Source organism: Buchnera aphidicola (Rhopalosiphum padi), assembly GCF_005080845.1.
Classification (GTDB): Bacteria; Pseudomonadota; Gammaproteobacteria; order Enterobacterales; family Enterobacteriaceae; genus Buchnera; species Buchnera aphidicola_AO.
Genome location: NZ_CP034858.1, coordinates 66,889 through 88,023 on the forward strand (window position 1 = coordinate 66,889; position 21,135 = coordinate 88,023).

The following is a 21,135-nucleotide window of genomic DNA, read 5'->3' on the forward strand; positions in this document are numbered from 1 at the left end:
TTATTCTTTCTATTATAGAATAGAATTCTATTTTTTAGTATGGGAAAATTTTTATGAAAGTATATTTAGTAGGAGGGGCTGTTCGTGATAGTTTATTAAACTTACCAATTAAAGATAGAGATTGGGTAGTAGTAGGAGGTACAAAGGAAATATTATTAAAAAAAAAATTTCAACAAGTAGGAAAAGATTTTCCTGTTTTTTTACATCCAGAAACACACGAAGAATATGCATTAGCAAGAAAAGAAAGAAAGTCTGGTAGAGGATATACTGGTTTTCATACTGAATTTGATTCTGATGTTACGCTAGAAGAAGATTTAATTAGACGTGATTTGACTATTAATGCTATTGCTAAAGACAAATACGGTAATTACATTGATCCTTTTCAAGGTAAAAAAGATTTAGAACTTCGATTGTTGCGTCATATTTCAGACTCTTTTATGGAAGATCCATTGCGTGTTTTACGTACAGCAAGGTTTGCAGCTAGCTTGGTTCATTTAGGTTTCCATATCGATAATAAAACAATGATTTTAATGTCTAAGATGGTAAAAAAAAATGAACTTTTATATTTGACTAAAAATAGAATTTGGAACGAAACTGAAAAAGCTTTTAAAACCTCTAATCCTCATGTTTATTTTCAAGTTTTACATGCTTGTCAAGCGTTATATTCTATTTTTCCAGAAATTTTTTTTCTATATGAAAGAAAAAGGTTTTCTTCTCCACTTTTTAAAAATCTATATAATAGCTGTTTTTTATCAATGGGTTTATCTAAAATACGTATTTTAACTAAAGATATTTCTATACAATTTTCTTATTTATGTCAATTTTTACCTCAAAAAACAGAATTTTCTTCTACAAAAAAAAATTATGATGAGTATGCTGCTGCACTTGTAAAACGTTTATGTAATCGTTTTAACGTTCCATTAAATATCCGAGAATTAGCAGTTTTAAATGCTGGTTTTTATGTATTTTTAAATTCGATTCACCATCAGTCTTCTAAAAACATTATTGATATGTTTTCAAAAATAGATGCTTGGAGAAAACCAGATCGAATCTACAAACTATCGTTTTTATCTGATTTTAATTTATTCCATCATAATCAGAATAAAACATTCAATTTTAAATTAAAAACTGGTTTTTTAAAAAAATGTTTTTTTATTATCAAAGATATTTCTGTTAAAACAATTTTGAATCGAGGTTTTAAAGGTTATAAAATTAGAAATGAATTAAATAAATTAAGAGTTAAAAAACTTGAATTATGGCGTATGAAAAAAAATATTTTTTTTAAAAAATAAATTTTTATTATTTATTTTAAAAAATAAATCAATCCTGCTATTATGAAACGATAAATTCCAAAAAAAATTAATGATACTTTGTTAAGTATCTTAATTAGTTTTTTTATGAATAAAAAAGAAACAAGAAAAGATACAGTAAATCCACCAAAAAAATATGGAATATATAACATATTAATATTATGAATATTTTTTATCAAATCTAAAATTGATGCTCCTGTTATCAACGGAATTGAAATAATAAAAGAAAAATTTATTGCAACTGAACGTTTTAAACCTAATAATATTGCTATTGCGATACTGGCTCCAGATCTTGAAAATCCTGGATATAAACATAAAGTTTGAAAACATCCAATAATTAATGATTGTACTAAATTTATATCGTTGATAGAATTAGTTTTTAATTTTTTTGGTTTAAAAATTTCAGCAATTATCAGAAAAAATCCACCTAATATTAATGCATACATAACATTAATGGGATGAAATAATAATTTAATTTTATTATAAAAAATTAATCCTAAAAAAATTGTCGGTAAAATAGAAAAAAGAATATGTGTATTTTTTGTTTTTTTGTTATTTTTTTTCATTGGCAATCGTAATATTTTTAGTATTTTTTTATAAAAAAATAAAAAAACCGCCAAAGTAGAGCCAAGTTGGACAAATATTTCTAATATTTTAGTATCTTTGTTCTCTATATCCAACCAATGAATAAAAATGATCATATGTCCTGTAGATGAAACAGGAAAAAATTCAGCTATCCCTTGTACTATTCCTACAGTAATAGAAATAATTATATTTTGAAGACAAAACATCTCTTTTCCTACCCTTATCTTAAAACGGTACTAAATAATAGCACCGTTTTTATATTAAAAATCAATTATATAAAGACATAATAACTGTTTTTCCAGCAATAATTGTACCTGATGATTTTTCTATTTTTTTAAATTTTTCTATATTAGATATTACAACTGGTGTTAAAATAGAATGAGCTTTTTCTTTTAATAAATTTAAATCAAATAAGATAATAGTATCTCCTATTTTTACTTTTTGATTGTCTTTTGCTACTTTTTTAAAACCTTCTCCCTTTAATTTTACTGTATCAATTCCAAAATGTACGAATAATTCTACTCCATCTTCTGAAATAATTGAAAAGGCATGCATACTATTTAGTATTTTTCCAATTGTACCATCGATTGGTGAAAGCATTTTATTTCCTGAGGGATTAATAGCTATTCCGTCACCGACAATTTTTTTAGAAAAAACAACGTCTGGTACATCTTCAATATTTATTATATCACCTGATAAAGGTGCTAAAATATCTATTTTTTTTGAATATTCAGGTTTTTTTTTATTAAAAAAATTAGACAAGAAACTCATTTTTTTCTCCTAAGTCTTTCTATAAATTAAATTTTTGTTTTTCCTTAAACAATAAATTTATTTAATAGATCTAAAATTTCTTTTGTAGTTGCTGCGTTTAATACTGTTTTAGCCAATTCTTGAGATTTTGAAAAAGATGTTTTACGAATAATTTCTTTAATTTTAGGAATGCTTGTTGAACTCATACTAAATTCATCTAAACCCATACCTAACAAAAGTGCAGTAACGCGTTCATCTCCTGCTAATTCTCCACACATACCGGTCCATTTTCCATGTAAATGTGATATATCAATAACTTTTTTAATTAATTTTAGAACAGAGGGACTTATAGGATTGTAAAGATGTGAAATTAAATCATTTCCTCTATCTACGGCTAAGGTGTATTGTGTTAAATCATTAGTACCAATACTAAAAAAATCAACTTCTTTTATTAGATGTTCTGCTATTATGGCGGATGCAGGGGTTTCTATCATAATTCCAATTTTAATATTTTTATCGAATATCAAATGTTCTTTTTTTAATTCAATTTGAAGTTTTTGAATTTCGATTTTTAATGTTCTAATTTCTTCTACCGATATAATCATAGGAAATAAAATACAGATTTTACCAAATGCAGAAGCTCTAAGAATTGCTCTTAATTGTGCATGTAAAATTTCTTTACGATCCATTGAAATACGTATAGCTCTCCATCCTAGAAAAGGGTTTTCTTCTTTTGGTAAATTCATGTATGGAAGATCTTTATCACCACCAATATCCATGGTTCTGATAATAACTGACTTATTTTCCATTGATTCTACAATTTCTTTATATGCTTGAAATTGTTCATTTTCAGTAGGAAGTGTACTTCTTCCCATAAATAAAAATTCTGTTCTATATAAACCTATACATTCAGCACCATTTTTTTTTGCTGAATCAATATCTTGAATATTTCCAATATTAGATCCGATTTTAATATTGTGTCCATCGGTAGTGGTTGCGTATAAATTTCTTAATTTTTTTAAATTTTCTTTCTTAAAAAAATATTTTTTTTCTACTTGTTTTTTTTCATTGATTTTTTGATCAGATGGATTAATAATAATTTCATTATTAATAGAATCTAAAATAATAAAATCGTTGTTTTTTACTCTTTTAGTTATATTTACAGTACCTACAATAGCTGGTATTTCAAGTGATCTAGCCATGATTGATGTATGTGATGTTGGACCACCTAAATCTGTAATAAATCCTAAAATATATTTTAAATTGATTTGTGCTGTTTCTGAAGGAGTAAGGTCTTTTGAGATTAAAATAACTTGATTTTTTATATTGTTTAAATCAACAATGCTAATGTTAAGTATATTTTTTAGTAAACGAGCACCAATATCTCTTACATCAATTGCTCTGTTTTTCAAATATTCATCTTTTATTTCTTCTAATGCTTTAGCTTGTCCTTCAATAATAAATTTAGTTGCTTCTGCAGCTGATATTTTTTTTTCTTTGATTAAATCAATTATTTCTTTTTCTAGTTCTTCATCTTCAAGAAGCATTATATGACCTTCGAAGATACCTTCTTTTTTCTTTCCAAATTTTTCGCCTGTTGCTATTTTTATTTCTGTTAGTTGTTTTACTGATTTTTTTCTACCGTCAAAGAATTTATTTATTTCTGTTTCGATGTTTTCAGTAGAAATAATTTTCCGGTTAATGACAATTTCTTCATTTTTTAATAAAAGTACATTGCCAAAAGCTATACCCGGTGATGCTAAAATGCCTGAAATCATAACATTACCTTAACTATAAAGTTCGTTTATTTTAGAGGGGGAAAACATAGAATGTCAGGCGAATATATTATTTTTTATAAAATAAATCCGGAAGTAATATAAAACCTCCGGTATTTTTAAAAAGTTTATAAATTATTTTTAATTATAATTTATTCTAGTTCTGTCATTATTTTAGATAAATGTTCAATAGCTTTTTTTTCATCTTTACCTTCTGCAGACAATGTAATAACGCTGTCTTTAACTAAACCTAACGTTTGAATTTTAAATAAACTTTTTGCATTAATAGATTTTCCGTTGTAAATAATATGAATATCGGAGAGAAAATTTTTCGCTTCTTTTACAAATTCAGCTGCAGGTCGAGTATGTAAACCATGTAAAGCGTTGATTTTAATTTCTTTTTGAAACATTTTTTTTCCTTAGGTAATATTAAGTTTATGAAATAATTTTAATATATTTTAAAATAAATATTTAATTTAAAATATTAAAATACAACTTCTATAATAAAAATTAATTTATTTCTTTTTATTAAAGAAGTTGTATTTTTAATAATGGTTTCCATTTTAGAATGATGTGGAAAATAGTTCTGTACTTAAATAACGTTCTCCAGAAGAAGGTAATATAACGACTATAGTTTTATTTTCAAAATTCTTTTCTTTTTGTATTTTTAAAGCTGCTGCTATAGCTGCACCTGAAGAAATTCCTGATAATATTCCTTCTTTTTTCATTATTTTTTGAGCGTTAAGTATTGCTTCTTTACTTGATACTGTAATTACTCTATCAATTAATGATAAATCTAAATTTTTAGGAATAAAACCAGCTCCTATTCCTTGTATTTTATGTAATCCAGGTTTTATTTCTTTTCCTGATAGAAATTGTGTAATTACAGGTGATTCTAAAGGTTCAACGGCAACGCTAATTAAATCTCTTTTTCCTTTTTCTATTTTTATATATCTTGTAATTCCTGTAATTGTTCCTCCTGTACCTACACCTGAAATTAATACGTCTATATTTTCATTGGTATCTCTCCAAATTTCCGGGCCAGTAGTTTTTTGATGTATTTCTGGATTAGCTGGATTTTCAAATTGTTTTAATAAAAGATATCTTTTTTTATTTAAAGATACAATTTCATTTGCTTTAGATATAGCACCTTTCATACCATATTTTCCATTTGTTAGTATCAAATTTGCACCTAAAGATTGTAGTAATTTTCTTCTTTCTATAGACATAGAATCAGGCATTATAAGAGTTAATGAGTAATTTCTTGCTGCTGCAACATATGCTAAAGCTATTCCTGTATTACCACTAGTTGCTTCAATTAGTTCTATATTTTTATTTAGATGTCCTTTTTTTTCTGCATTCCATATCATATTAGCACCAATTCTGCATTTCACACTAAAACTTGGATTTCTAGATTCTATTTTTGCTAAAATCTTTCCATTTCCTATATTATTTAAGCGAACAAGTGGTGTATTTCCGATAGTTAAAGAGTTGTCTTTATATATTTTATACATTTTTTCAATGCCTTAATGCTGATTTTTAGTTAATTTTTAATAAAAGTCATATTTTTTATCATTATATTTTATTTTAAATAATAATTTTTATAAAAATTATTTTTAATATATTAAGAAATATTTTTTTTAAATTTAAATATGTACTTAAAAAAAGTATTCTTAACATTTTTAATAAGTTAAATAGTTATTTATCTAGGTTATTTTTTTATATTATGATAAAAAATTACATAAAAAAATATTAATATTATTAATTTAAAAAATTTGTAATAATTAAATATTAATTTATTTTAATAAAAATCTAATATACTTATGAAACTGATTAAAAAAAAAATTGATAAGTTACGCAAAAAAATTTTAAAATATGACTATTTTTATCATAGTTTAGATCAGCCTATTATTTCTGACGCAGAATACGATTATTTATTAAGTCAATTGTATAATTTAGAATTAAAAAATAAAGAATTTATTACTGCCGATTCTCCTACTCAAAGAGTGGGTTCTAACTTAATTGAAAAATTTAAAAAAATAGTACATTTTTCTCCTATGTTATCTTTAGAAAACACATTTGATTTAAACGGGTTTTTAGAATTTGAAAATAGAGTTAAAAAATTTTTTGATAAAAATCGGTTAATAAACTTTTGTTGTGAGTTAAAAATTGATGGTATAGCTGTTAGTTTAATTTACGAAAAAGGTATTTTAGTTCGTGCAGCAACTCGTGGAGATGGTTATATAGGAGAAAATATAATAGATAATATACGTACTATAAAATCTGTTCCCTTAGAATTAAAAGGAGTTTCTATACCCAAAAGATTAGAAGTACGAGGTGAAGTTTTTATGTTAAAATCTGATTTTTTAGAATTAAATAAAGAACTTTATGTTAGTAAAAAAAAATCTTTTTCTAATCCTAGAAATGCAGCAGCAGGATCTTTACGTCAAATTAATCCAAAAATAACTGCTAAAAGAAAGTTAATTTTTATTTGTCATGGATACGGTTTATTTAAAGGAATGGAATATTTTAGAAGTCATTATGAAAGATTGATACAATTTTCAAAATGGGGTTTGCCAATTAATCAAGAAATGTTAATTTGTAAAAATCATGTGGAAATATTTGATTTTTATAAAAAAATTGAAGAAAGACGCTATTTTTTCAATTTTAATATAGATGGTATTGTAATAAAAATAGATTCAGTCGAATTACAAAAAAAATTAGGTTCTAATAATAAATTTCCTAGATGGGCTATTGCATTTAAATTTATTTCTAAAGAAGAAATTACCAAACTACGTGATGTAAAATTTCAAGTTGGTAGGACGGGAATAATTACACCAGTGGCATATTTTGATCCTGTTTGTATATCAGGAGCAATTATTAGAAAAGCTTCTTTATATAATAAAAATTCAATCGAAAAATTAAATTTACATATTAACGATTTTATTTTAATTCGTCGTTCCGGTGATGTTATACCTAAGATTGTCAGTGTGATCAAAAAAAACTGTTTTAAAAATCAAAAAAAAATACTTTTTCCTGTTTTTTGTCCAGTTTGTAATTCACGTTTAATAGAAAACAAAGAAGATAAAATAATACGTTGTCATGCTGGATTGATATGTAATGCTCAGAAAAAAAAGGCATTACATCATTTTTTTTCAAAGAATGCATTAAATGTAACTGGTTTAGGACCAAAAATTATTAATGAATTAATAAAAAAAAACATTCTTACAAATCCTATAGATATTTTTTATCTTACAAAATCTCAATTACAAAAATTAGACAAAATTAAAGAAAAAAAAAGTTTAAATATTATTAATGCTATTTTAAAAATAAAAAAAATTAGTTTGAAACGTTTAATTTTTGCTTTAGGAATTCCTTCTGTAGGCGAAGTGATAGCAAGAAAAATAGTTATAAATTTTAAAAAATTAGATAGAATAATTAATGCAACAATACTAGAATTAGAATCGATAAATGGTATAGGAAAAGAAATTGCCACTAATATATTTAATTATTTTTCGATTCTTTCAAATCGAGAGTTAGTAACTCGTCTTTCTGATAAGATATATTTTTTTGAAAGCAGCGAAATAAATTTAAAAAATAAAAGTTTTTTTAATAAAAGAATTGTTTTAACAGGTAAATTTATTTCTTTTTCACGTAGTGAATTAGCAGAAATATTAATTGAATTAGGAGCTAAATTGTCTAATAGTGTATCTAAAAATACAGATTTATTGATTTATGGAAAAAAAGCTGGTAGTAGTAAAATTTTTAAAGCGACTGAATTAAAAATTAAAACTCTTAGTGAGACTAAACTTAATTTATTGATTAAATAATTAAATTTTATTTTTATGGGTCGTGCAGGATTTGAACCTGCGACCAATTGATTAAAAGTCAACTGCTCTACCAACTGAGCTAACGACCCTGATATTTTTTTGGTGGGTGATGACGGACTCGAACCGCCGACCTCCTCCGTGTAAAGGAGGAGCTCTACCAACTGAGCTAATCACCCTTTTAATTATATTTATAGCTTTATTGTAAAGGTAAGAAAACTAGAGTCAATCTTTTTTTTTAAAAGAGTATTTGTTTGTTGTAAATTTAACCGTTCTGATGAAATAAGTATCTATAATTTAATATTTATAAAATTAATTTATAAAATTCAAAAAAATATATATAAAGTATATGAATAAGTTAAGTAAAAATTTTTAGTTTAAGGAATATATGAAAGTAAAAACTCGTTTTGCGCCTAGTCCTACTGGAAATTTACATATTGGTAGTATTCGTACTGCTTTGTATTCTTGGTTGTTTGCACGTCATTATAATGGAAAATTTGTTCTTCGTATAGAAGATACAGATTTTGAACGTTCTGATTTAAAATCTGTTAAATCTATTTTTTCTGGATTAGAATGGTTGGGACTAAATTGGGATGAAGGTCCTTATTTTCAGAGTAAAAGATTAGAAAGATATAAAGAAGTCATTAAAATTATGTTAGAAAAAGGCAATGCTTATAAATGTTTTTGTTCGTTAAAGAAATTAGAAGATGAAAGAACAAAACAAATTTCTAAAGGAGAAAAACCACGATACAGTGGAATCTGTAGAAATTTAGATCAGAGAAATGTTCTTAATAAGAATTATGTAATACGATTTAAAAATCCAATTTCTGGTAAAGTAACGTTTGAAGACAAAATTAGAGGAAAGATTGTTTTTCAAAATGAAGAGTTAGATGATCTTATAATTCAACGTTCTAACGGAATTCCCACGTATAATTTTTGTGTCGTAATAGATGATTTAGATATGAAGATTACTCATGTTATTCGTGGAGAAGATCATATTAATAATACCCCTCGTCAAATAAATATTTTAAAGTCCTTAAATGCTCAAATACCTATTTATGCTCATGTTTCAATGATTCTTAATGAAGAAGGGTGCAAATTTTCTAAAAGAAAAGATGCTTTAAATATTTTAGAATATTATAAAGATGGTTTTTTACCAGAAGCTTTACTTAATTATATAATACGTTTAGGTTGGTCTTATGGTAATCAAGAAATTTTTAGTATTTCAGAAATGCAAAAATTATTTAATTTAAAACAAATTAGTAAGTCTTCTAGTTCTATCAATATGAAAAAACTTTTTTGGTTAAATAAATACTATATCAATAATTTACCGTTAAATTATATTTCTAATCTTTTGAAATATCATATAAATTGCGAAAATATTAATTTAAAAAACGGACCTAATTTAGAATCTGTTTTAATCTTATTAAGAAATCGTTGTCATACCTTGAAAGAAATTGCTCAATCTTCTAGATATTTTTATGAAGAATTCGAAGATTTTGAAAAATCAGCTGCTGATCAATATTTAATTCCAGAAAATTATGTTATTTTAAAAAAGTTATATGAAAATATAAAAAAAATATCTATTTGGAAGAATGAAACATTATCTACAATGATCAAGAATAAATCTGTTAAACTTAAAACTCAATTAAGAAAAATAAGCATGCTATTACGCGTTGTATTAACAGGCAATATGTATTCACCCAATATAAGTTCTATAATTTTTTTAATTGGGAAAGAAAAAACTTTATTAAGATTAAAAAGAGCAATGGTCTTTATTGAAAATAATATTAATGATATAAATCATTTAGAAAAAAAATAATAAATTATTTTTATTTAAAATCTATTAATTATAAAAAATTTGACACATCTTCGTTTTAATAAGATTATGTTTAAGTTTTTATTTTTTAACATTTTTATTTTTTATAATTATATCTTATTCAATTTTTATCATTATTGATTTTAATAGAAAAATAAATTGACAGAATTAATGTGTTTTTATATTGTAATATTTTCGGGGCTATAGTTCAGAGGCAGAGCGTTTGCATGGCATGCAAGATGTCGGCGGTTCGATTCCGCCTAGCTCCAAAAAAAATGATTATACATTTTTTAAAAATTGTATTTTTTTTCAACTTTGTTGTATTTTTTTATCTTAGTTTAAGCTCATTAAAAAGTTTGATAAAAAAATAAAATAATATATTTATTAATTTTTCGTATTTTTAATATCAAAAAATTATACATTCAAAATTCTGTGCTAAATAAAGTACAAAATTTAGCACAGTATTTTAAGTTAAACTTGTTGATTCATTATCTCTTTATAAGCTGAAATAATTCTATTTCTTACTTGAATAGCTAATTCCATAGAAATAGAAGATTTTTGTAAATTTACCATTATATCATTTAAAGACATATCGGAATGATTTGATTGGAATTTTTCAATATTTTTTTTTGAATTATTTTGAATATTGCTTATTTCTCCTAATGCTGTTTGAAAATAATTGACAAAATCATGAGATTCTTTGCTTTTTTGTTTGTTTGTATCTAAAAAATCAATTTTTGTATAAATATTTTTATCGTGAATACTATCAATAAACATATCTTCCTCTAAATTTTTTTGTTTTTCAATACAATTTTAAAACATTATTGTATCTTTAATGAATATAAATGTTTTTATATATTTTTAATTTAGCAGGAAATGTTTTTATTTCAAGTGAAATTTATTATTTTTGATTCAATTATATAGTTAGGATTAACTATCAGATTAGGAAGATGTTATGAATTTCAGTACTATAGAAGAATCAGTTTCAGAAGAGAAAAAAAAATTTAATAATTTTTTATCTTATTTTTTTAAAAATTCGCGCGTTTTAATTATTTTATTCGTATTAGCTGTAATTACTACTGTTTCAATTTCTATATGGCGTAAATCTCCTGATTATCAAGTTTTATATAACAATTTATCTAACGAAGATGGAGAGATTATCATTGATCAATTAAATCAAATGAAAATACCCTATAAATTTTCTGAAAATTCTGGTCAATTATTAGTTCCAAAAAATAAAATTTATGAACTTCGTTTACAATTTTCTGAAAGTAATCCTCTTCATAGAGACATAGGTTATGAAATCTTAGATAAAGAAAGATTTGGAGTTAGTCAATTTGGTGAACAAATTAATTATCAACGTGCTTTAGAAGGAGAATTAGCTCGTACTATAGAAAAAATTAACATTGTAAAAAATGCAAAAATCCATATAGCATTCCCAAAAAATTCTTTATTTTTAGAAGATAAAAAAAAACCATCAGTTTCTGTTATTTTAAGTCTAAAATCTAATCGAGGATTAGATCACAGTCAAGTCAATGCTATACTGCATTTAATTTCTAGTAGTATATCTGATTTGTCTGTAGAAAACATAACAATAATAGATCAGTTTGGAAAACTGTTAAATAATTCGTCATTAGGTGTAAATCAAATTGATGATGTAAAATTAAGATATTCTGAAGAAATTGAATCTCGTTATAGAAATAGGATTAAAAATATTTTAGAACCTTTATTAGGATTAAATAATGTTCATGCTCAAGTAACCGCACAAATAGATTTCAATTCTCAAGAAAAAACACAAGAACAATATACACCTAATACAAATTACAAAAATCAAGCAATACGATCTCGTCAAAGTACTGTTAACGATAAGATCAAAAATAGAACAGAAGAAAATAAACCAGAAAAAGTTTTTTCTCAAAATAGTTTTTTTTCAAACAATAATTTAAACAATAAAAGATATCTTGATAATAAAATTAAAAAATCTGATATTATAAAAAACACTCAATCTTTAAATAATAATAACATTTTAAATTCCAATTCTGATATTAGTCATGATGATACAATAAATTACGAATTAAATCATAGTGTATCTCATACTAAAATGAATATAGGAGAAGTAAAAAGATTATCAGCTGCAGTTATAGTTAATTTTGTTAAAGATAAAAATGGAAAGTCAGTTCCTCTAAGTATAGAACAGATAAAAAAAATTAAAAATTTAGTATGTGAATCAATAGGTTTTTCTAAAATTAGAGGAGATAGTGTATATATTGTCAATGAATCTTTTGTTCAAAAAAACAAAAATCCTCCTGTTAAATTATTAAAAGATTCTAAGCAATCTAATTTTTCGAATACTTTTTTAAATTTAACACCGTGGTTTATTTCTGTTTTTTTTCTTTTTTTTCTTTTAAAAAAATGTTTTTTTTCTTCTTCAACAACTAATACTTCAAAAAATAATATTAAAAATCATAAATCATATAAAAATAAAAATGAAGAAGATTTAGAAAAAGATAAAAAAGAAAAAATTATTTCTCAATTAAAGGTTTCAAAAGATTTAAATACAGATAAATTAATTCATCAAATTTGCAATATATCTAATCAAAATCCACGTATTATAGCGTCGATTATTCGTCAATGGATGAGTGATAAAAAATGACTTTAAATGGTACTGAAAAAAGTGCACTTTTATTGATGTCAATAGGAGCTGATCAAGCATCAGAAATATTAAAACATTTAACTCCTTTTGAAGTTCAAGAATTAGTTACTTCTATGGTTAATATTAATCAATTTTCTAATACGATATTAAATACAGTATTATGTGAGTGCTATGATCTTTTTCTAAAAAAAAATAATTTAATTTGTAATAATGATGAAAACTATATTAGTGATATGTTGACTAAAACATTAGGAGAAAAACAAGGTCATATCTTATTAAATGAAGCATTAGAAATTCGTAATATTAAAATGTGTATTCAAGCATTTAATTATATGGAACCAGAAAAAGTAGTTTCTTTGTTAGAAAAAGAACATCCTCAAATTTTGACGACAATACTTATATATCTAGATAAAAATCAAGCGGCTAAGATTCTTTCGAGTTTAAGTGAAGAAAAACGTACTGAAATTGTTTTAAGGATTGCAGAATTTAATGGTATTGAAGAGTCTAATTTAATTAATTTAAAAAAAATAATTGATAATTTATCAAAAAGAAAAAAATTAATTTTTTCAGAAAAAGATGGCATAAAAACTGTTGCTGAAATTTTAAATTCTATGAAAATAGAATATGAACAAGATGTTTTAAAAAAAATTAATTTATTTAATAAAAAGTTAACTCGTAAAATTATTAAAGAAATATTTTTATTTGATAATGTAGTTAATATAGAAGATAAATATGTTCAATGTCTTATCGAAAACTTAGAAAAAGAAAAATTGTTTATTGCACTTCAGGATACTAGTATGTCTGTAAGAAATAAATTTTTTAAAAATATGGATATGGAAAAAGCAAAAAAATTATCTTTTTATTTAGAAAAAAAATCTTATATTTCTGATGTAGCAATAAAAAATGAACAAAAATTGATTTTAATGATGTTTAAAAATATTTTAGATAATGGTGTTTTTTCATTAAAAAACTTAGGAAAATATTATGTCTAATGTAGATATAAAAAAAAATTGGAAACCATGGTATCCAGAAGAAATATTTTTGAAAAAGTCGAAAAACAATAAAACTTATTTTTGGAATCTATATAAATTAACAGAAAAAGATTTTTTTACTAATATTGAAAATAAAAAAAATATCAATAAATTAAAAAACTCTTCTTTCAATAAAGAATCATATAATTTAGGTTTTCAGAACGGTATTAAAGAAAAAGAAAAAAAATATGTTTTATTCACCCATAATTTGAATCAATTATTATCTAATTTTAATGTTTCTATTTCTTTATTTGATAAAATGTTATTTACACGTTTACTAAAAACAGTATTAATAATTTCTTCTTATATAATTGGAAAAAACATCGAAATTGATGAAGCAATTTTATTAAAAAATATAAAAAAAATAATGAATAATGATAGTTTTTTTTTGAAAAAAAAACAGTTAATTGTTCATCCTAATAATAAAGAAATTTTAGAAAAAATAATAAATAATTCTATTCATAAAGATAAATGGGAGCTATGTTATGATAATAATGTAGATATTAATGGTTGTAAAATTCGATCAGAAAATGGTGATATAGATAATACTATTGATGCTAGATGGAAAGAATTATGTCGTCTTGTTTCAGAGGAATGTTGATGAAATTAAGATTTTCTGAATTATTAAACAATTTTTCTTTTTTTGAAAAGAAAATTAATAAACTTTCTGATTTTTTTTCTTATGGTCGTCTTGTTGGTGTTAATGGTTTACTTTTAGAAGTAGTTGGACTAAAAGCGCCAATTGGATCTCAATGTTTTGTTGAAAGAATAATAGATGGCAAAATTTTAAATATTCATGCTGAAGTAGTCGGTTTTAAAAAAGAAAAAACATTATTATTTTCTTTTGAAGAAACACATGGCATTTTTCCTGGTACACGAGTATTTTTAAAATTTTCTAAAAATACGAATTGTATTGTAAAAAAAATTCCATTAGGAATAGAGTTGTTAGGCAGAGTACTTGATAGTAAAGGTACACCTTTAGATGGACTTGCCAAATTAAATCCAAAATGTTTTTCTTTTATAGAAAATAATATCACTAATCCACTAAACAGAAAACCAATTACTAAAGTTTTAGATACTGGAATACGTGCTATAAATGCCCTTATAACTATAGGAAGAGGTCAAAGAATAGGAATTTTTTCCAGTTCAGGTATTGGAAAAAGTATTTTATTAGGCATGATAGCAAAATATACAAAGGCCGATGTAGTTGTTATTAGTTTAATTGGAGAACGAGGACGAGAAGTAAAGGATTTTATAGAAAATATACTTGGTTCAAATGGATTATCTCGATCTGTAGTAATCGCTGCTCCTGCCGATGTATCTCCTTTATTACAGATAGAAGCTGCGTCATATGCTACTAGCATAGCTGAATATTTTCGTAAAAAAAATAAACATGTTTTATTGATTATGGATTCTTTAACTCGTTATGCAATGGCACAAAGAGAAGTTTCATTATCTTTAGGAGAATTACCTATATCTAAGGGATATCCATCTTCTGTTTTTTCAAAAATTCCTATTTTAATAGAACGTACAGGAAATGCAAATAATTATGGTTCTATTACTTCATTTTATACAGTATTAACTGAAAGTGAAGAAGATCCTCAAGATCCTATTTCTCATCTTTGTCGTTCTATACTAGATGGACATATTATATTATCTCGATATTATGCTGAATTAGGACATTATCCAGCAATTGATATTGAGACTTCTATTAGTCGTGTAATGCCTAATATTATTAGCAATAAACAATATTCTCAAGCTTGTTATTTTAAAAAATTAATTGCTTCTTATCAAAGAAATAGAGATTTAATAAAAATTGGTGCGTATTTAAAAGGAACTGATCCAATTTTAGATCATGCTATTAAAATATGGCCTATATTAGAAAAATTTTTACAACAAAAACAATCAGAAAAAAGTAATTATTTATCTTCCTGTGAAGAATTAAATCAAATATTTATTTAATTTTTTTATTTGAGAACTTAATAGGATATTTTTTTATGAAATATAAAAAAAATTTATTCTCTATTTTAGAGAATATAGAAAAAAAAAATATAGAAAAACATACAATAAATATTAAAAATTTATATCTTCAAAAAGAAAAATACGTTAAACAATTAGTTTTGCTAACAGATTATAAAAATGAATATTTAAAAAAATTAAAAAGTAAAATAGAATTAGGAATATGTTTGTATCAATGGAGAAATTATAATAATTTTATTTTTATGTTGTATTTTCTTATTAAAGATAATGAAAAAAAAATTAAAAAATATCAAAGTATTTTGGAAGAAAATTTAAAAAAATGGTCTAAAAATCAAATCAAATTAAAAACTTGGAATTATCTACAAAAAAAACATAGTAAAAAAGTAATAAAAAAAAATTTGTTAGTAGAACAGATGCTCGCTGATGAATTTTCTCAATTAAAAATTTTTGAAAAAGGAAGCCGTTATAATGTTTAAATATCCTGATAATATAGTTTTAGAAGGAAAACTATCAGATAATCAACATTATAATTTGACTTCTTTAAACTTTTCGTCTAAATCTAATTTTAATGAATTAAAAAAAATTTTTATTAATAAAGAAATTGAGTTTGATAATGTTTCTACAAAAGAAAAAAAAGAAAATAATGAAAATATAGTATCTATTAATTTTGTTATCACTAATTTAATAAATATTTTAAATAAAAAAGATACAATATTTAATTGTAGTATTAAGAAAAATTATAAATATAAAACTATACAAAAAAAAAATATAGATAAAAATTTTAAATTAAAAAAATATAAAAAAATAAGTCTAGAAAAAGAAAATAATACAAAAAAAAATGAAAAATTTATAGTACATCCAATATTTAAAAAATCGATAAAAGTTAAAAATCAATTAAATGAATTTAAACAAATTAATATATTTAATAATTTTAAAAATAAATATTTCTTCAGAAAAGATAGATATTTGGATATGAAATCCAATCAAAATATTGTTCCAGATAATAAAATTTTAACATCTTTTAAAAATTATAAAAATAATAAACCTAATTTGTTTTTTTTAAAAAATGTAAATAAAATCAGTAATATAACAACTTATGAAACGAATACTATCAAGGATAGTAAGAATAAAAAATATTTTAAATTTGACACTAATGCATTAGAATTTCTTAATTCAAAAAAAAACGATAAGTGGAAAAAAGCAATTAATCATCAAATATTGCTTTCTATATCAAATAAAGAAAATAAAGCAGAGATATTTTTTAAACCAGAATATTTTGGTTCTGTAAATATAAAAATTAAAATGAAAAATGATCAAGCAACATTAAATTTTATTTCCAGTCATAATGAAATTAAAGTTTTTTTAAAAAATTGCATTCCATTTTTGAGAAATGCGCTAATTAAAAATGGCATTCAATTAGAAAAAATTAATATTTATAACTCTTCTTTTTCAAAGACAAACATTTCTAAAAAAAATAAAAACATAACAAAAAATTGTCTTTTTGATAAACATAAATTAAAAAAAACATCTGATTTTCAAGAATATTACATAAAATTAATTCAGTATAAATTAATTGATATGTACGTTTAAAAAATAAATATATAATATATTTTAAAGTGAAAATTTTAATTACATTTTTAATGCTTAAGAAATTAGCATTTAAGATAATTTTTTAATAACTTTTACCTATGAGGTGCTTTATAAATGGGCAAAAGTACTAATTTAGATAATAAACATAAAATAATTTATAAAAGAGAAAAAAACTTAGATGAGTTTTTAACTCAAAGTGAAATAAAAAAATTAGAAAAAATTAATCAAAAATTTATAAAAAAAATAATAATGATTTTTTCTACTTTTATTAAAAGTGATATCGAATTAAATTTTCATACAGTAAAGATAAATAGTTATACAAATGACGATAAAAATTTTCACTATTTATATTCTAATTCTCTAAAAATAAAACCTTTAGAAAAAAAATCTTTTATATTTTTTTCACCTAATTTACTATCTGTTTTTATAGATTTTTTATTTGGAGGTAATGGTAATACTATAAATAAAATAGATATAAAAAAAGAAATTACTTATTCAGAAGATTTTGTTAACAAAAAAATAGTAGAGTTTATCATAGATACTTACTGTAAATCTTGTAAAGATTTTTTTTATATAGATATAAAATTTCTTAATTTTAATATCATTGACTTAAAAAAGAATTTTTTTTCTACAAATAATCCTTTTATAACTAATTATTTTGATTTCAATTTAAATGGTATAAAAGTATTTTTCAGTATTTTAATCCCCCTTTCAATAATAAAACAAAAAAATAAAAAAATAATCACTTCGTTAGATACAAATATATCTTCAAAAAATACAATTTTAAAAGAAAATATTTTTATTGAACATGTATGTGAAATTGAACTAGATGTTATTGTAGAACTTATCATATCTTCTGTTCCCAAAAATAAATTTGATAATTTACGCGAAGGAGATGTGCTTTTAATTGAAAACCCTGAAAAAGTTACAGCATACATAGAAAAAAAGCCAATTTTTTCAGGAAAACATAAGATTTTTGATGGAAAATCTATTATTTTTTTAGAAAATTTTTTTAATTAGAACTTTAAAAAAAATTAATATAAGGAAAATTTTAATGAATAAAGTACAAAAAAAAGATAATTTTAACAAATTTGACAATGATAATATAAAAAAAAATAATGATAAAAATTTTAATAAAGACTTAATTGATGAAGACAAAAGAAAAAAATTAAATAGTTCTAATAACGAATTATCAGACGAAAAAAAAATACTTTTCGATATAGCAATTAATATGACTATAGAATTAGGAAAATCAAAAGTAAAATTAAAAGATTTACTAAATTTTTCAAAAGGAAGTATGTTATTCTTAACAAGAAAAAAAGAAGATCCTCTAAAAATTTTTGCGAATAATAAATTAATTGCTTTAGGAGAAATTGTATTTTTAGACAATAAATATGGTATTCGTATTATTAGTATGAATGATTCTTTCAATTATGTTAATACACCAGTTTGAATTTTTATGAAAAATAATGTGTATTCACAAATAGCACCAAATATATTTGAAATAATTTTTAATACTACAAATATTTTTCATATAATGAGCTCATTATTTGAAATATTACTATTAATATTGATTTTAAGTTGGATTTTAAAGAAAATTTCTTTATTAAAAATAAATAAAAGAAATGCTTATATAAAAACTATTGATAGAATATCTCTCGGACCTAATGAGTCTATTGTTATTATCAAAATTGAAGAAATAAAATTAGTATTAGGAATAACAAAAAATCATATTACTCATCTATATACGTTATCATCTAATTTAAAAGATGATTTAGTTGATAAAAAAAAAGAAATCATTTTACCAACGAAACATTTTGACGATTCTTTAAAAATTTTTGCTAAAATATTTTGGAAAAAAAACAATGTTTTATCGAATTATTCCATTCGTTTTCTTATTTTTATTTTGTCCATTAGTTTATGCTGATATTCCTGGTCCAACGAGTCATATTTTAAGTGATGGAAGTCAAACATGGTCTTTGCCAGTACAAACTTTAGTTTTTTTAACTTCATTAACTTTTCTTCCTGCATTTCTTTTAATGATGACAAGTTTTACGAGGATTATTATTGTTTTTGGTTTGTTACGAAATGCTTTGGGAACTCCATATGCACCACCAAATCAAATATTACTTGGTTTAGCACTTTTTTTAACTTTTTTTATTATGTCTCCTACTTTTGATAAGATTTACAAAGAAGCATATCTTCCTTTTAGTCAAGAAAAAATTGATATGGATGAAGCTATTATTAAAGGTTCAATTCCGTTAAAAAAATTTATGTTAAATCAAACAAAAACTTCTGATTTAGAATTATTTTCTAAATTAGCACATATTTCTTCTTATAAAAATAAAGAAGAAATACCAATGCGTATTTTATTACCTTCATTTATTACTAGCGAATTGAAAACAGCTTTTCAAATCGGCTTTACTATTTTTATACCTTTTTTAATTATTGATTTAGTTATTGCTAGTGTTTTAATGGCTTTAGGTATGATGATGGTTCCTCCATCAACAATATCTTTACCTTTTAAACTAATGCTATTTGTTTTAGTAGATGGATGGCAATTATTAGTAACTTCTTTATCACAGAGTTTTAAAATTTAATTTTGTATAAAAGAATTTTTTATATAATAAAGGATTTTTTATGACACCAGAATATGTAATGGGATTATTTCATAGTGCTATGAAAGTTACGTTAATGCTTGCATCTCCCTTATTATTATCTTCTTTGGTTAGTGGATTGATTATTAGTATATTACAAGCAGCTACTCAAGTAAATGAACAAACTCTTTCTTTTATTCCTAAAATAATTTCTATTTTACTTGTAATAACTATACTTGGTCCTTGGATGTTAGGTGTTATGTTAGATTACATGCATAACTTATTTTACAATATACCATTGATTATTATAAAATAATGTTAACGTTTAATAATTTAGAATTAGCAATTTTTATCAGTGATTTTTTTTGGCCTTTAGTTCGAATTTTAGCGTTTTTTTCAACGGCACCTATTTTTAATGATCAAAATGTAAATAAAAAAATTAAAATAATTTTATCTATTTTGATTGTTTTTTTAATAAAACCCTTTTTACCTAAAATACATATAGAATTATTTTCTGTTATAGGTTTATTTTTATTGTTCCAGCAAATTTTAATTGGTATAGTTTTGGGATTAACCTGTCAATTTTTATTTGCTGCATTTAATTTATCCGGAGAAATAATAGGTTTACAGATGGGTTTATCTTTCGCTAATTTTTTTAATGTAAATCGAAATATAGGTACTTCTATAATATCGCGTTGGTTAAATGTTTTAACTTTGTTTTTCTTTTTAATACTTAATACTCATCTTTACTTAATTTTTATGTTAATAGATAGTTTTTATAGTATACCAATTGACGTTAATTTTTTCAATTCTAACATTTTTTTTGTTTTATTAAAGTTTTCTGGTAGTATTTTTTTAAATGCTCTTATATTTATTTTACCAATTATGATTTTTTTATTGTTGTCTACTCTAATCATGAGTATTTTAAATCGTTTATCCCCTCAAATATCTATTTTTTCCATTGGATTTCCATTAAATTTATTGATAGGAATGTTAATGTTATATTATTTAATGTCTATTTCTTTTCCTTTCTTTAAAAGTTTACTTAATCAATTAATTTCATTTACATCCTATACATTTTTAAAAATGTAGTTTTTATTAAATTAAGAAATATATTTAATTTTACTAAAATAAAGTTAAATTTTAAAAAAATTTTTATTTATAAAATAAAGTATAATTTTTTATAAAATTATACTTTAATTTAAAAAAATTGATTTT

The 21,135-nt window shown here is 22.9% G+C and carries 21 protein-coding genes and 3 tRNA genes; 16 read left to right on the plus strand and 8 right to left on the minus strand.

Features of this window, described 5'->3' with window-relative positions; genetic code table 11:
- Positions 1 to 53: 53 nt before the first annotated feature.
- Positions 54 to 1,292 (plus strand): tRNA CCA-pyrophosphorylase, encoded by a 1,239-nt coding sequence (locus tag D9V76_RS00320; protein ID WP_158336863.1) that lies wholly within the window; start codon positions 54 to 56, stop codon positions 1,290 to 1,292.
- A gap of 11 nt (positions 1,293 to 1,303) precedes the next feature.
- Here the strand turns inward: D9V76_RS00320 and D9V76_RS00325 are convergent, their stop codons facing one another.
- The 5 genes from D9V76_RS00325 to cysK form a co-directional block, all read right to left on the minus strand.
- Positions 1,304 to 2,101: an undecaprenyl-diphosphate phosphatase gene (locus tag D9V76_RS00325; protein WP_158336864.1), complete on the minus strand. Its 798-nt coding sequence runs from the start codon at positions 2,099 to 2,101 to the stop codon at positions 1,304 to 1,306.
- Positions 2,102 to 2,162: 61 nt separating this feature from the next.
- On the minus strand, positions 2,163 to 2,666 hold the full coding sequence (gene crr / locus D9V76_RS00330) for a PTS glucose transporter subunit IIA (protein ID WP_158336865.1): 504 nt from the start codon (positions 2,664 to 2,666) through the stop codon (positions 2,163 to 2,165).
- Between the two features lie 44 nt (positions 2,667 to 2,710).
- The gene (gene ptsI, locus D9V76_RS00335) at positions 2,711 to 4,423 is read right to left on the minus strand and encodes a phosphoenolpyruvate-protein phosphotransferase PtsI (RefSeq protein WP_158336866.1); all 1,713 of its coding nucleotides are present in this window, start codon (positions 4,421 to 4,423) and stop codon (positions 2,711 to 2,713) included.
- A gap of 149 nt (positions 4,424 to 4,572) precedes the next feature.
- Positions 4,573 to 4,830 (minus strand): HPr family phosphocarrier protein, encoded by a 258-nt coding sequence (locus tag D9V76_RS00340; RefSeq protein ID WP_158336867.1) that lies wholly within the window; start codon positions 4,828 to 4,830, stop codon positions 4,573 to 4,575.
- Between the two features lie 153 nt (positions 4,831 to 4,983).
- The gene (gene cysK / locus D9V76_RS00345; RefSeq protein WP_158336868.1) at positions 4,984 to 5,934 is read right to left on the minus strand and encodes a cysteine synthase A; all 951 of its coding nucleotides are present in this window, start codon (positions 5,932 to 5,934) and stop codon (positions 4,984 to 4,986) included.
- A 309-nt stretch (positions 5,935 to 6,243) separates the two neighbouring features.
- Here cysK and ligA point away from each other — a divergent pair, with 309 nt between their 5' ends.
- A complete protein-coding gene (gene ligA, locus D9V76_RS00350; RefSeq protein ID WP_158336869.1) occupies positions 6,244 to 8,250 on the plus strand; it encodes an NAD-dependent DNA ligase LigA in 2,007 nt (668 codons plus the stop codon).
- Positions 8,251 to 8,266: 16 nt separating this feature from the next.
- On the opposite strand, the gene D9V76_RS00355 is transcribed toward ligA, so the two are convergent.
- Positions 8,267 to 8,339, minus strand: a tRNA-Lys gene (locus tag D9V76_RS00355).
- 11 nt (positions 8,340 to 8,350) lie between these two features.
- A tRNA-Val gene (locus D9V76_RS00360) sits at positions 8,351 to 8,426 on the minus strand.
- Positions 8,427 to 8,635: 209 nt separating this feature from the next.
- On the opposite strand from D9V76_RS00360, the gene gltX reads away from it, so the two are divergent.
- Positions 8,636 to 10,069, plus strand: coding sequence for a glutamate--tRNA ligase (gene gltX / locus D9V76_RS00365; RefSeq protein ID WP_158336870.1), 1,434 nt, complete (start codon positions 8,636 to 8,638; stop codon positions 10,067 to 10,069).
- 194 nt (positions 10,070 to 10,263) lie between these two features.
- A tRNA-Ala gene (locus D9V76_RS00370) sits at positions 10,264 to 10,335 on the plus strand.
- 202 nt (positions 10,336 to 10,537) lie between these two features.
- Here D9V76_RS00370 and fliE read toward each other — a convergent pair.
- Positions 10,538 to 10,843, minus strand: coding sequence for a flagellar hook-basal body complex protein FliE (fliE, locus tag D9V76_RS00375; protein WP_158336871.1), 306 nt, complete (start codon positions 10,841 to 10,843; stop codon positions 10,538 to 10,540).
- Between the two features lie 178 nt (positions 10,844 to 11,021).
- On the opposite strand from fliE, the gene fliF reads away from it, so the two are divergent.
- The 12 genes from fliF (at position 11,022) to fliR (ending at position 21,009) form a co-directional block, all read left to right on the plus strand.
- Positions 11,022 to 12,719 carry a flagellar basal-body MS-ring/collar protein FliF gene (gene fliF, locus D9V76_RS00380; protein WP_158336872.1) on the plus strand — a complete coding sequence of 566 codons (1,698 nt, stop codon included), beginning with the start codon at positions 11,022 to 11,024 and terminating at the stop codon, positions 12,717 to 12,719.
- Positions 12,716 to 13,711: a flagellar motor switch protein FliG gene (locus D9V76_RS00385; protein WP_158336873.1), complete on the plus strand. Its 996-nt coding sequence runs from the start codon at positions 12,716 to 12,718 to the stop codon at positions 13,709 to 13,711. Before fliF ends, D9V76_RS00385 begins: the two co-directional genes overlap by 4 nt.
- The gene (locus D9V76_RS00390) at positions 13,704 to 14,351 is read left to right on the plus strand and encodes a flagellar assembly protein FliH (RefSeq protein WP_158336874.1); all 648 of its coding nucleotides are present in this window, start codon (positions 13,704 to 13,706) and stop codon (positions 14,349 to 14,351) included. Before D9V76_RS00385 ends, D9V76_RS00390 begins: the two co-directional genes overlap by 8 nt.
- The gene (locus tag D9V76_RS00395; RefSeq protein ID WP_158336875.1) at positions 14,312 to 15,712 is read left to right on the plus strand and encodes a FliI/YscN family ATPase; all 1,401 of its coding nucleotides are present in this window, start codon (positions 14,312 to 14,314) and stop codon (positions 15,710 to 15,712) included. Before D9V76_RS00390 ends, D9V76_RS00395 begins: the two co-directional genes overlap by 40 nt.
- Before the next feature lie 35 nt (positions 15,713 to 15,747).
- Complete coding sequence (locus D9V76_RS00400) at positions 15,748 to 16,206, plus strand: flagellar export protein FliJ (RefSeq protein WP_158336876.1); 459 nt, start codon at positions 15,748 to 15,750, stop codon at positions 16,204 to 16,206.
- Positions 16,199 to 17,320 carry a flagellar hook-length control protein FliK gene (locus D9V76_RS00405; protein WP_158336877.1) on the plus strand — a complete coding sequence of 374 codons (1,122 nt, stop codon included), beginning with the start codon at positions 16,199 to 16,201 and terminating at the stop codon, positions 17,318 to 17,320. The genes D9V76_RS00400 and D9V76_RS00405 overlap by 8 nt, the downstream gene beginning before the upstream one ends.
- 114 nt (positions 17,321 to 17,434) lie before the next feature.
- Positions 17,435 to 18,340 (plus strand): FliM/FliN family flagellar motor switch protein, encoded by a 906-nt coding sequence (locus D9V76_RS00410; RefSeq protein WP_158336878.1) that lies wholly within the window; start codon positions 17,435 to 17,437, stop codon positions 18,338 to 18,340.
- A gap of 34 nt (positions 18,341 to 18,374) precedes the next feature.
- Positions 18,375 to 18,773, plus strand: coding sequence for a FliM/FliN family flagellar motor switch protein (locus tag D9V76_RS00415; protein ID WP_158336879.1), 399 nt, complete (start codon positions 18,375 to 18,377; stop codon positions 18,771 to 18,773).
- A 6-nt stretch (positions 18,774 to 18,779) separates the two neighbouring features.
- Entirely contained in the window at positions 18,780 to 19,247 is a 468-nt protein-coding gene (gene fliO / locus D9V76_RS00420) for a flagellar biosynthetic protein FliO (protein ID WP_158336880.1), read from the plus strand.
- On the plus strand, positions 19,186 to 19,920 hold the full coding sequence (fliP, locus tag D9V76_RS00425) for a flagellar type III secretion system pore protein FliP (RefSeq protein ID WP_158336881.1): 735 nt from the start codon (positions 19,186 to 19,188) through the stop codon (positions 19,918 to 19,920). Before fliO ends, fliP begins: the two co-directional genes overlap by 62 nt.
- Before the next feature lie 40 nt (positions 19,921 to 19,960).
- Entirely contained in the window at positions 19,961 to 20,233 is a 273-nt protein-coding gene (gene fliQ, locus D9V76_RS00430; protein ID WP_158336882.1) for a flagellar biosynthesis protein FliQ, read from the plus strand.
- Positions 20,233 to 21,009 carry a flagellar biosynthetic protein FliR gene (gene fliR, locus D9V76_RS00435; protein WP_158336883.1) on the plus strand — a complete coding sequence of 259 codons (777 nt, stop codon included), beginning with the start codon at positions 20,233 to 20,235 and terminating at the stop codon, positions 21,007 to 21,009. The genes fliQ and fliR overlap by 1 nt, the downstream gene beginning before the upstream one ends.
- The last annotated feature ends 126 nt before the right edge of the window (positions 21,010 to 21,135 follow it).

Excerpts from the sequence above, each read along its gene's own strand:
- D9V76_RS00320 (WP_158336863.1), top strand. The coding sequence starts at position 54 with ATGAAAGTATATTTAGTAGGAGGGGCTGTTCGTGATAGTTTATTAAAC.
- D9V76_RS00325 (WP_158336864.1), bottom strand. The coding sequence starts at position 2,101 with ATGTTTTGTCTTCAAAATATAATTATTTCTATTACTGTAGGAATAGTA.
- crr (WP_158336865.1), bottom strand. The coding sequence starts at position 2,666 with ATGAGTTTCTTGTCTAATTTTTTTAATAAAAAAAAACCTGAATATTCA.
- ptsI (WP_158336866.1), bottom strand. The coding sequence starts at position 4,423 with ATGATTTCAGGCATTTTAGCATCACCGGGTATAGCTTTTGGCAATGTA.
- D9V76_RS00340 (WP_158336867.1), bottom strand. The coding sequence starts at position 4,830 with ATGTTTCAAAAAGAAATTAAAATCAACGCTTTACATGGTTTACATACT.
- cysK (WP_158336868.1), bottom strand. The coding sequence starts at position 5,934 with ATGTATAAAATATATAAAGACAACTCTTTAACTATCGGAAATACACCA.
- ligA (WP_158336869.1), top strand. The coding sequence starts at position 6,244 with ATGAAACTGATTAAAAAAAAAATTGATAAGTTACGCAAAAAAATTTTA.
- gltX (WP_158336870.1), top strand. The coding sequence starts at position 8,636 with ATGAAAGTAAAAACTCGTTTTGCGCCTAGTCCTACTGGAAATTTACAT.
- fliE (WP_158336871.1), bottom strand. The coding sequence starts at position 10,843 with ATGTTTATTGATAGTATTCACGATAAAAATATTTATACAAAAATTGAT.
- fliF (WP_158336872.1), top strand. The coding sequence starts at position 11,022 with ATGAATTTCAGTACTATAGAAGAATCAGTTTCAGAAGAGAAAAAAAAA.
- D9V76_RS00385 (WP_158336873.1), top strand. The coding sequence starts at position 12,716 with ATGACTTTAAATGGTACTGAAAAAAGTGCACTTTTATTGATGTCAATA.
- D9V76_RS00390 (WP_158336874.1), top strand. The coding sequence starts at position 13,704 with ATGTCTAATGTAGATATAAAAAAAAATTGGAAACCATGGTATCCAGAA.
- D9V76_RS00395 (WP_158336875.1), top strand. The coding sequence starts at position 14,312 with ATGGAAAGAATTATGTCGTCTTGTTTCAGAGGAATGTTGATGAAATTA.
- D9V76_RS00400 (WP_158336876.1), top strand. The coding sequence starts at position 15,748 with ATGAAATATAAAAAAAATTTATTCTCTATTTTAGAGAATATAGAAAAA.
- D9V76_RS00405 (WP_158336877.1), top strand. The coding sequence starts at position 16,199 with ATGTTTAAATATCCTGATAATATAGTTTTAGAAGGAAAACTATCAGAT.
- D9V76_RS00410 (WP_158336878.1), top strand. The coding sequence starts at position 17,435 with ATGGGCAAAAGTACTAATTTAGATAATAAACATAAAATAATTTATAAA.
- D9V76_RS00415 (WP_158336879.1), top strand. The coding sequence starts at position 18,375 with ATGAATAAAGTACAAAAAAAAGATAATTTTAACAAATTTGACAATGAT.
- fliO (WP_158336880.1), top strand. The coding sequence starts at position 18,780 with ATGAAAAATAATGTGTATTCACAAATAGCACCAAATATATTTGAAATA.
- fliP (WP_158336881.1), top strand. The coding sequence starts at position 19,186 with ATGTTTTATCGAATTATTCCATTCGTTTTCTTATTTTTATTTTGTCCA.
- fliQ (WP_158336882.1), top strand. The coding sequence starts at position 19,961 with ATGACACCAGAATATGTAATGGGATTATTTCATAGTGCTATGAAAGTT.
- fliR (WP_158336883.1), top strand. The coding sequence starts at position 20,233 with ATGTTAACGTTTAATAATTTAGAATTAGCAATTTTTATCAGTGATTTT.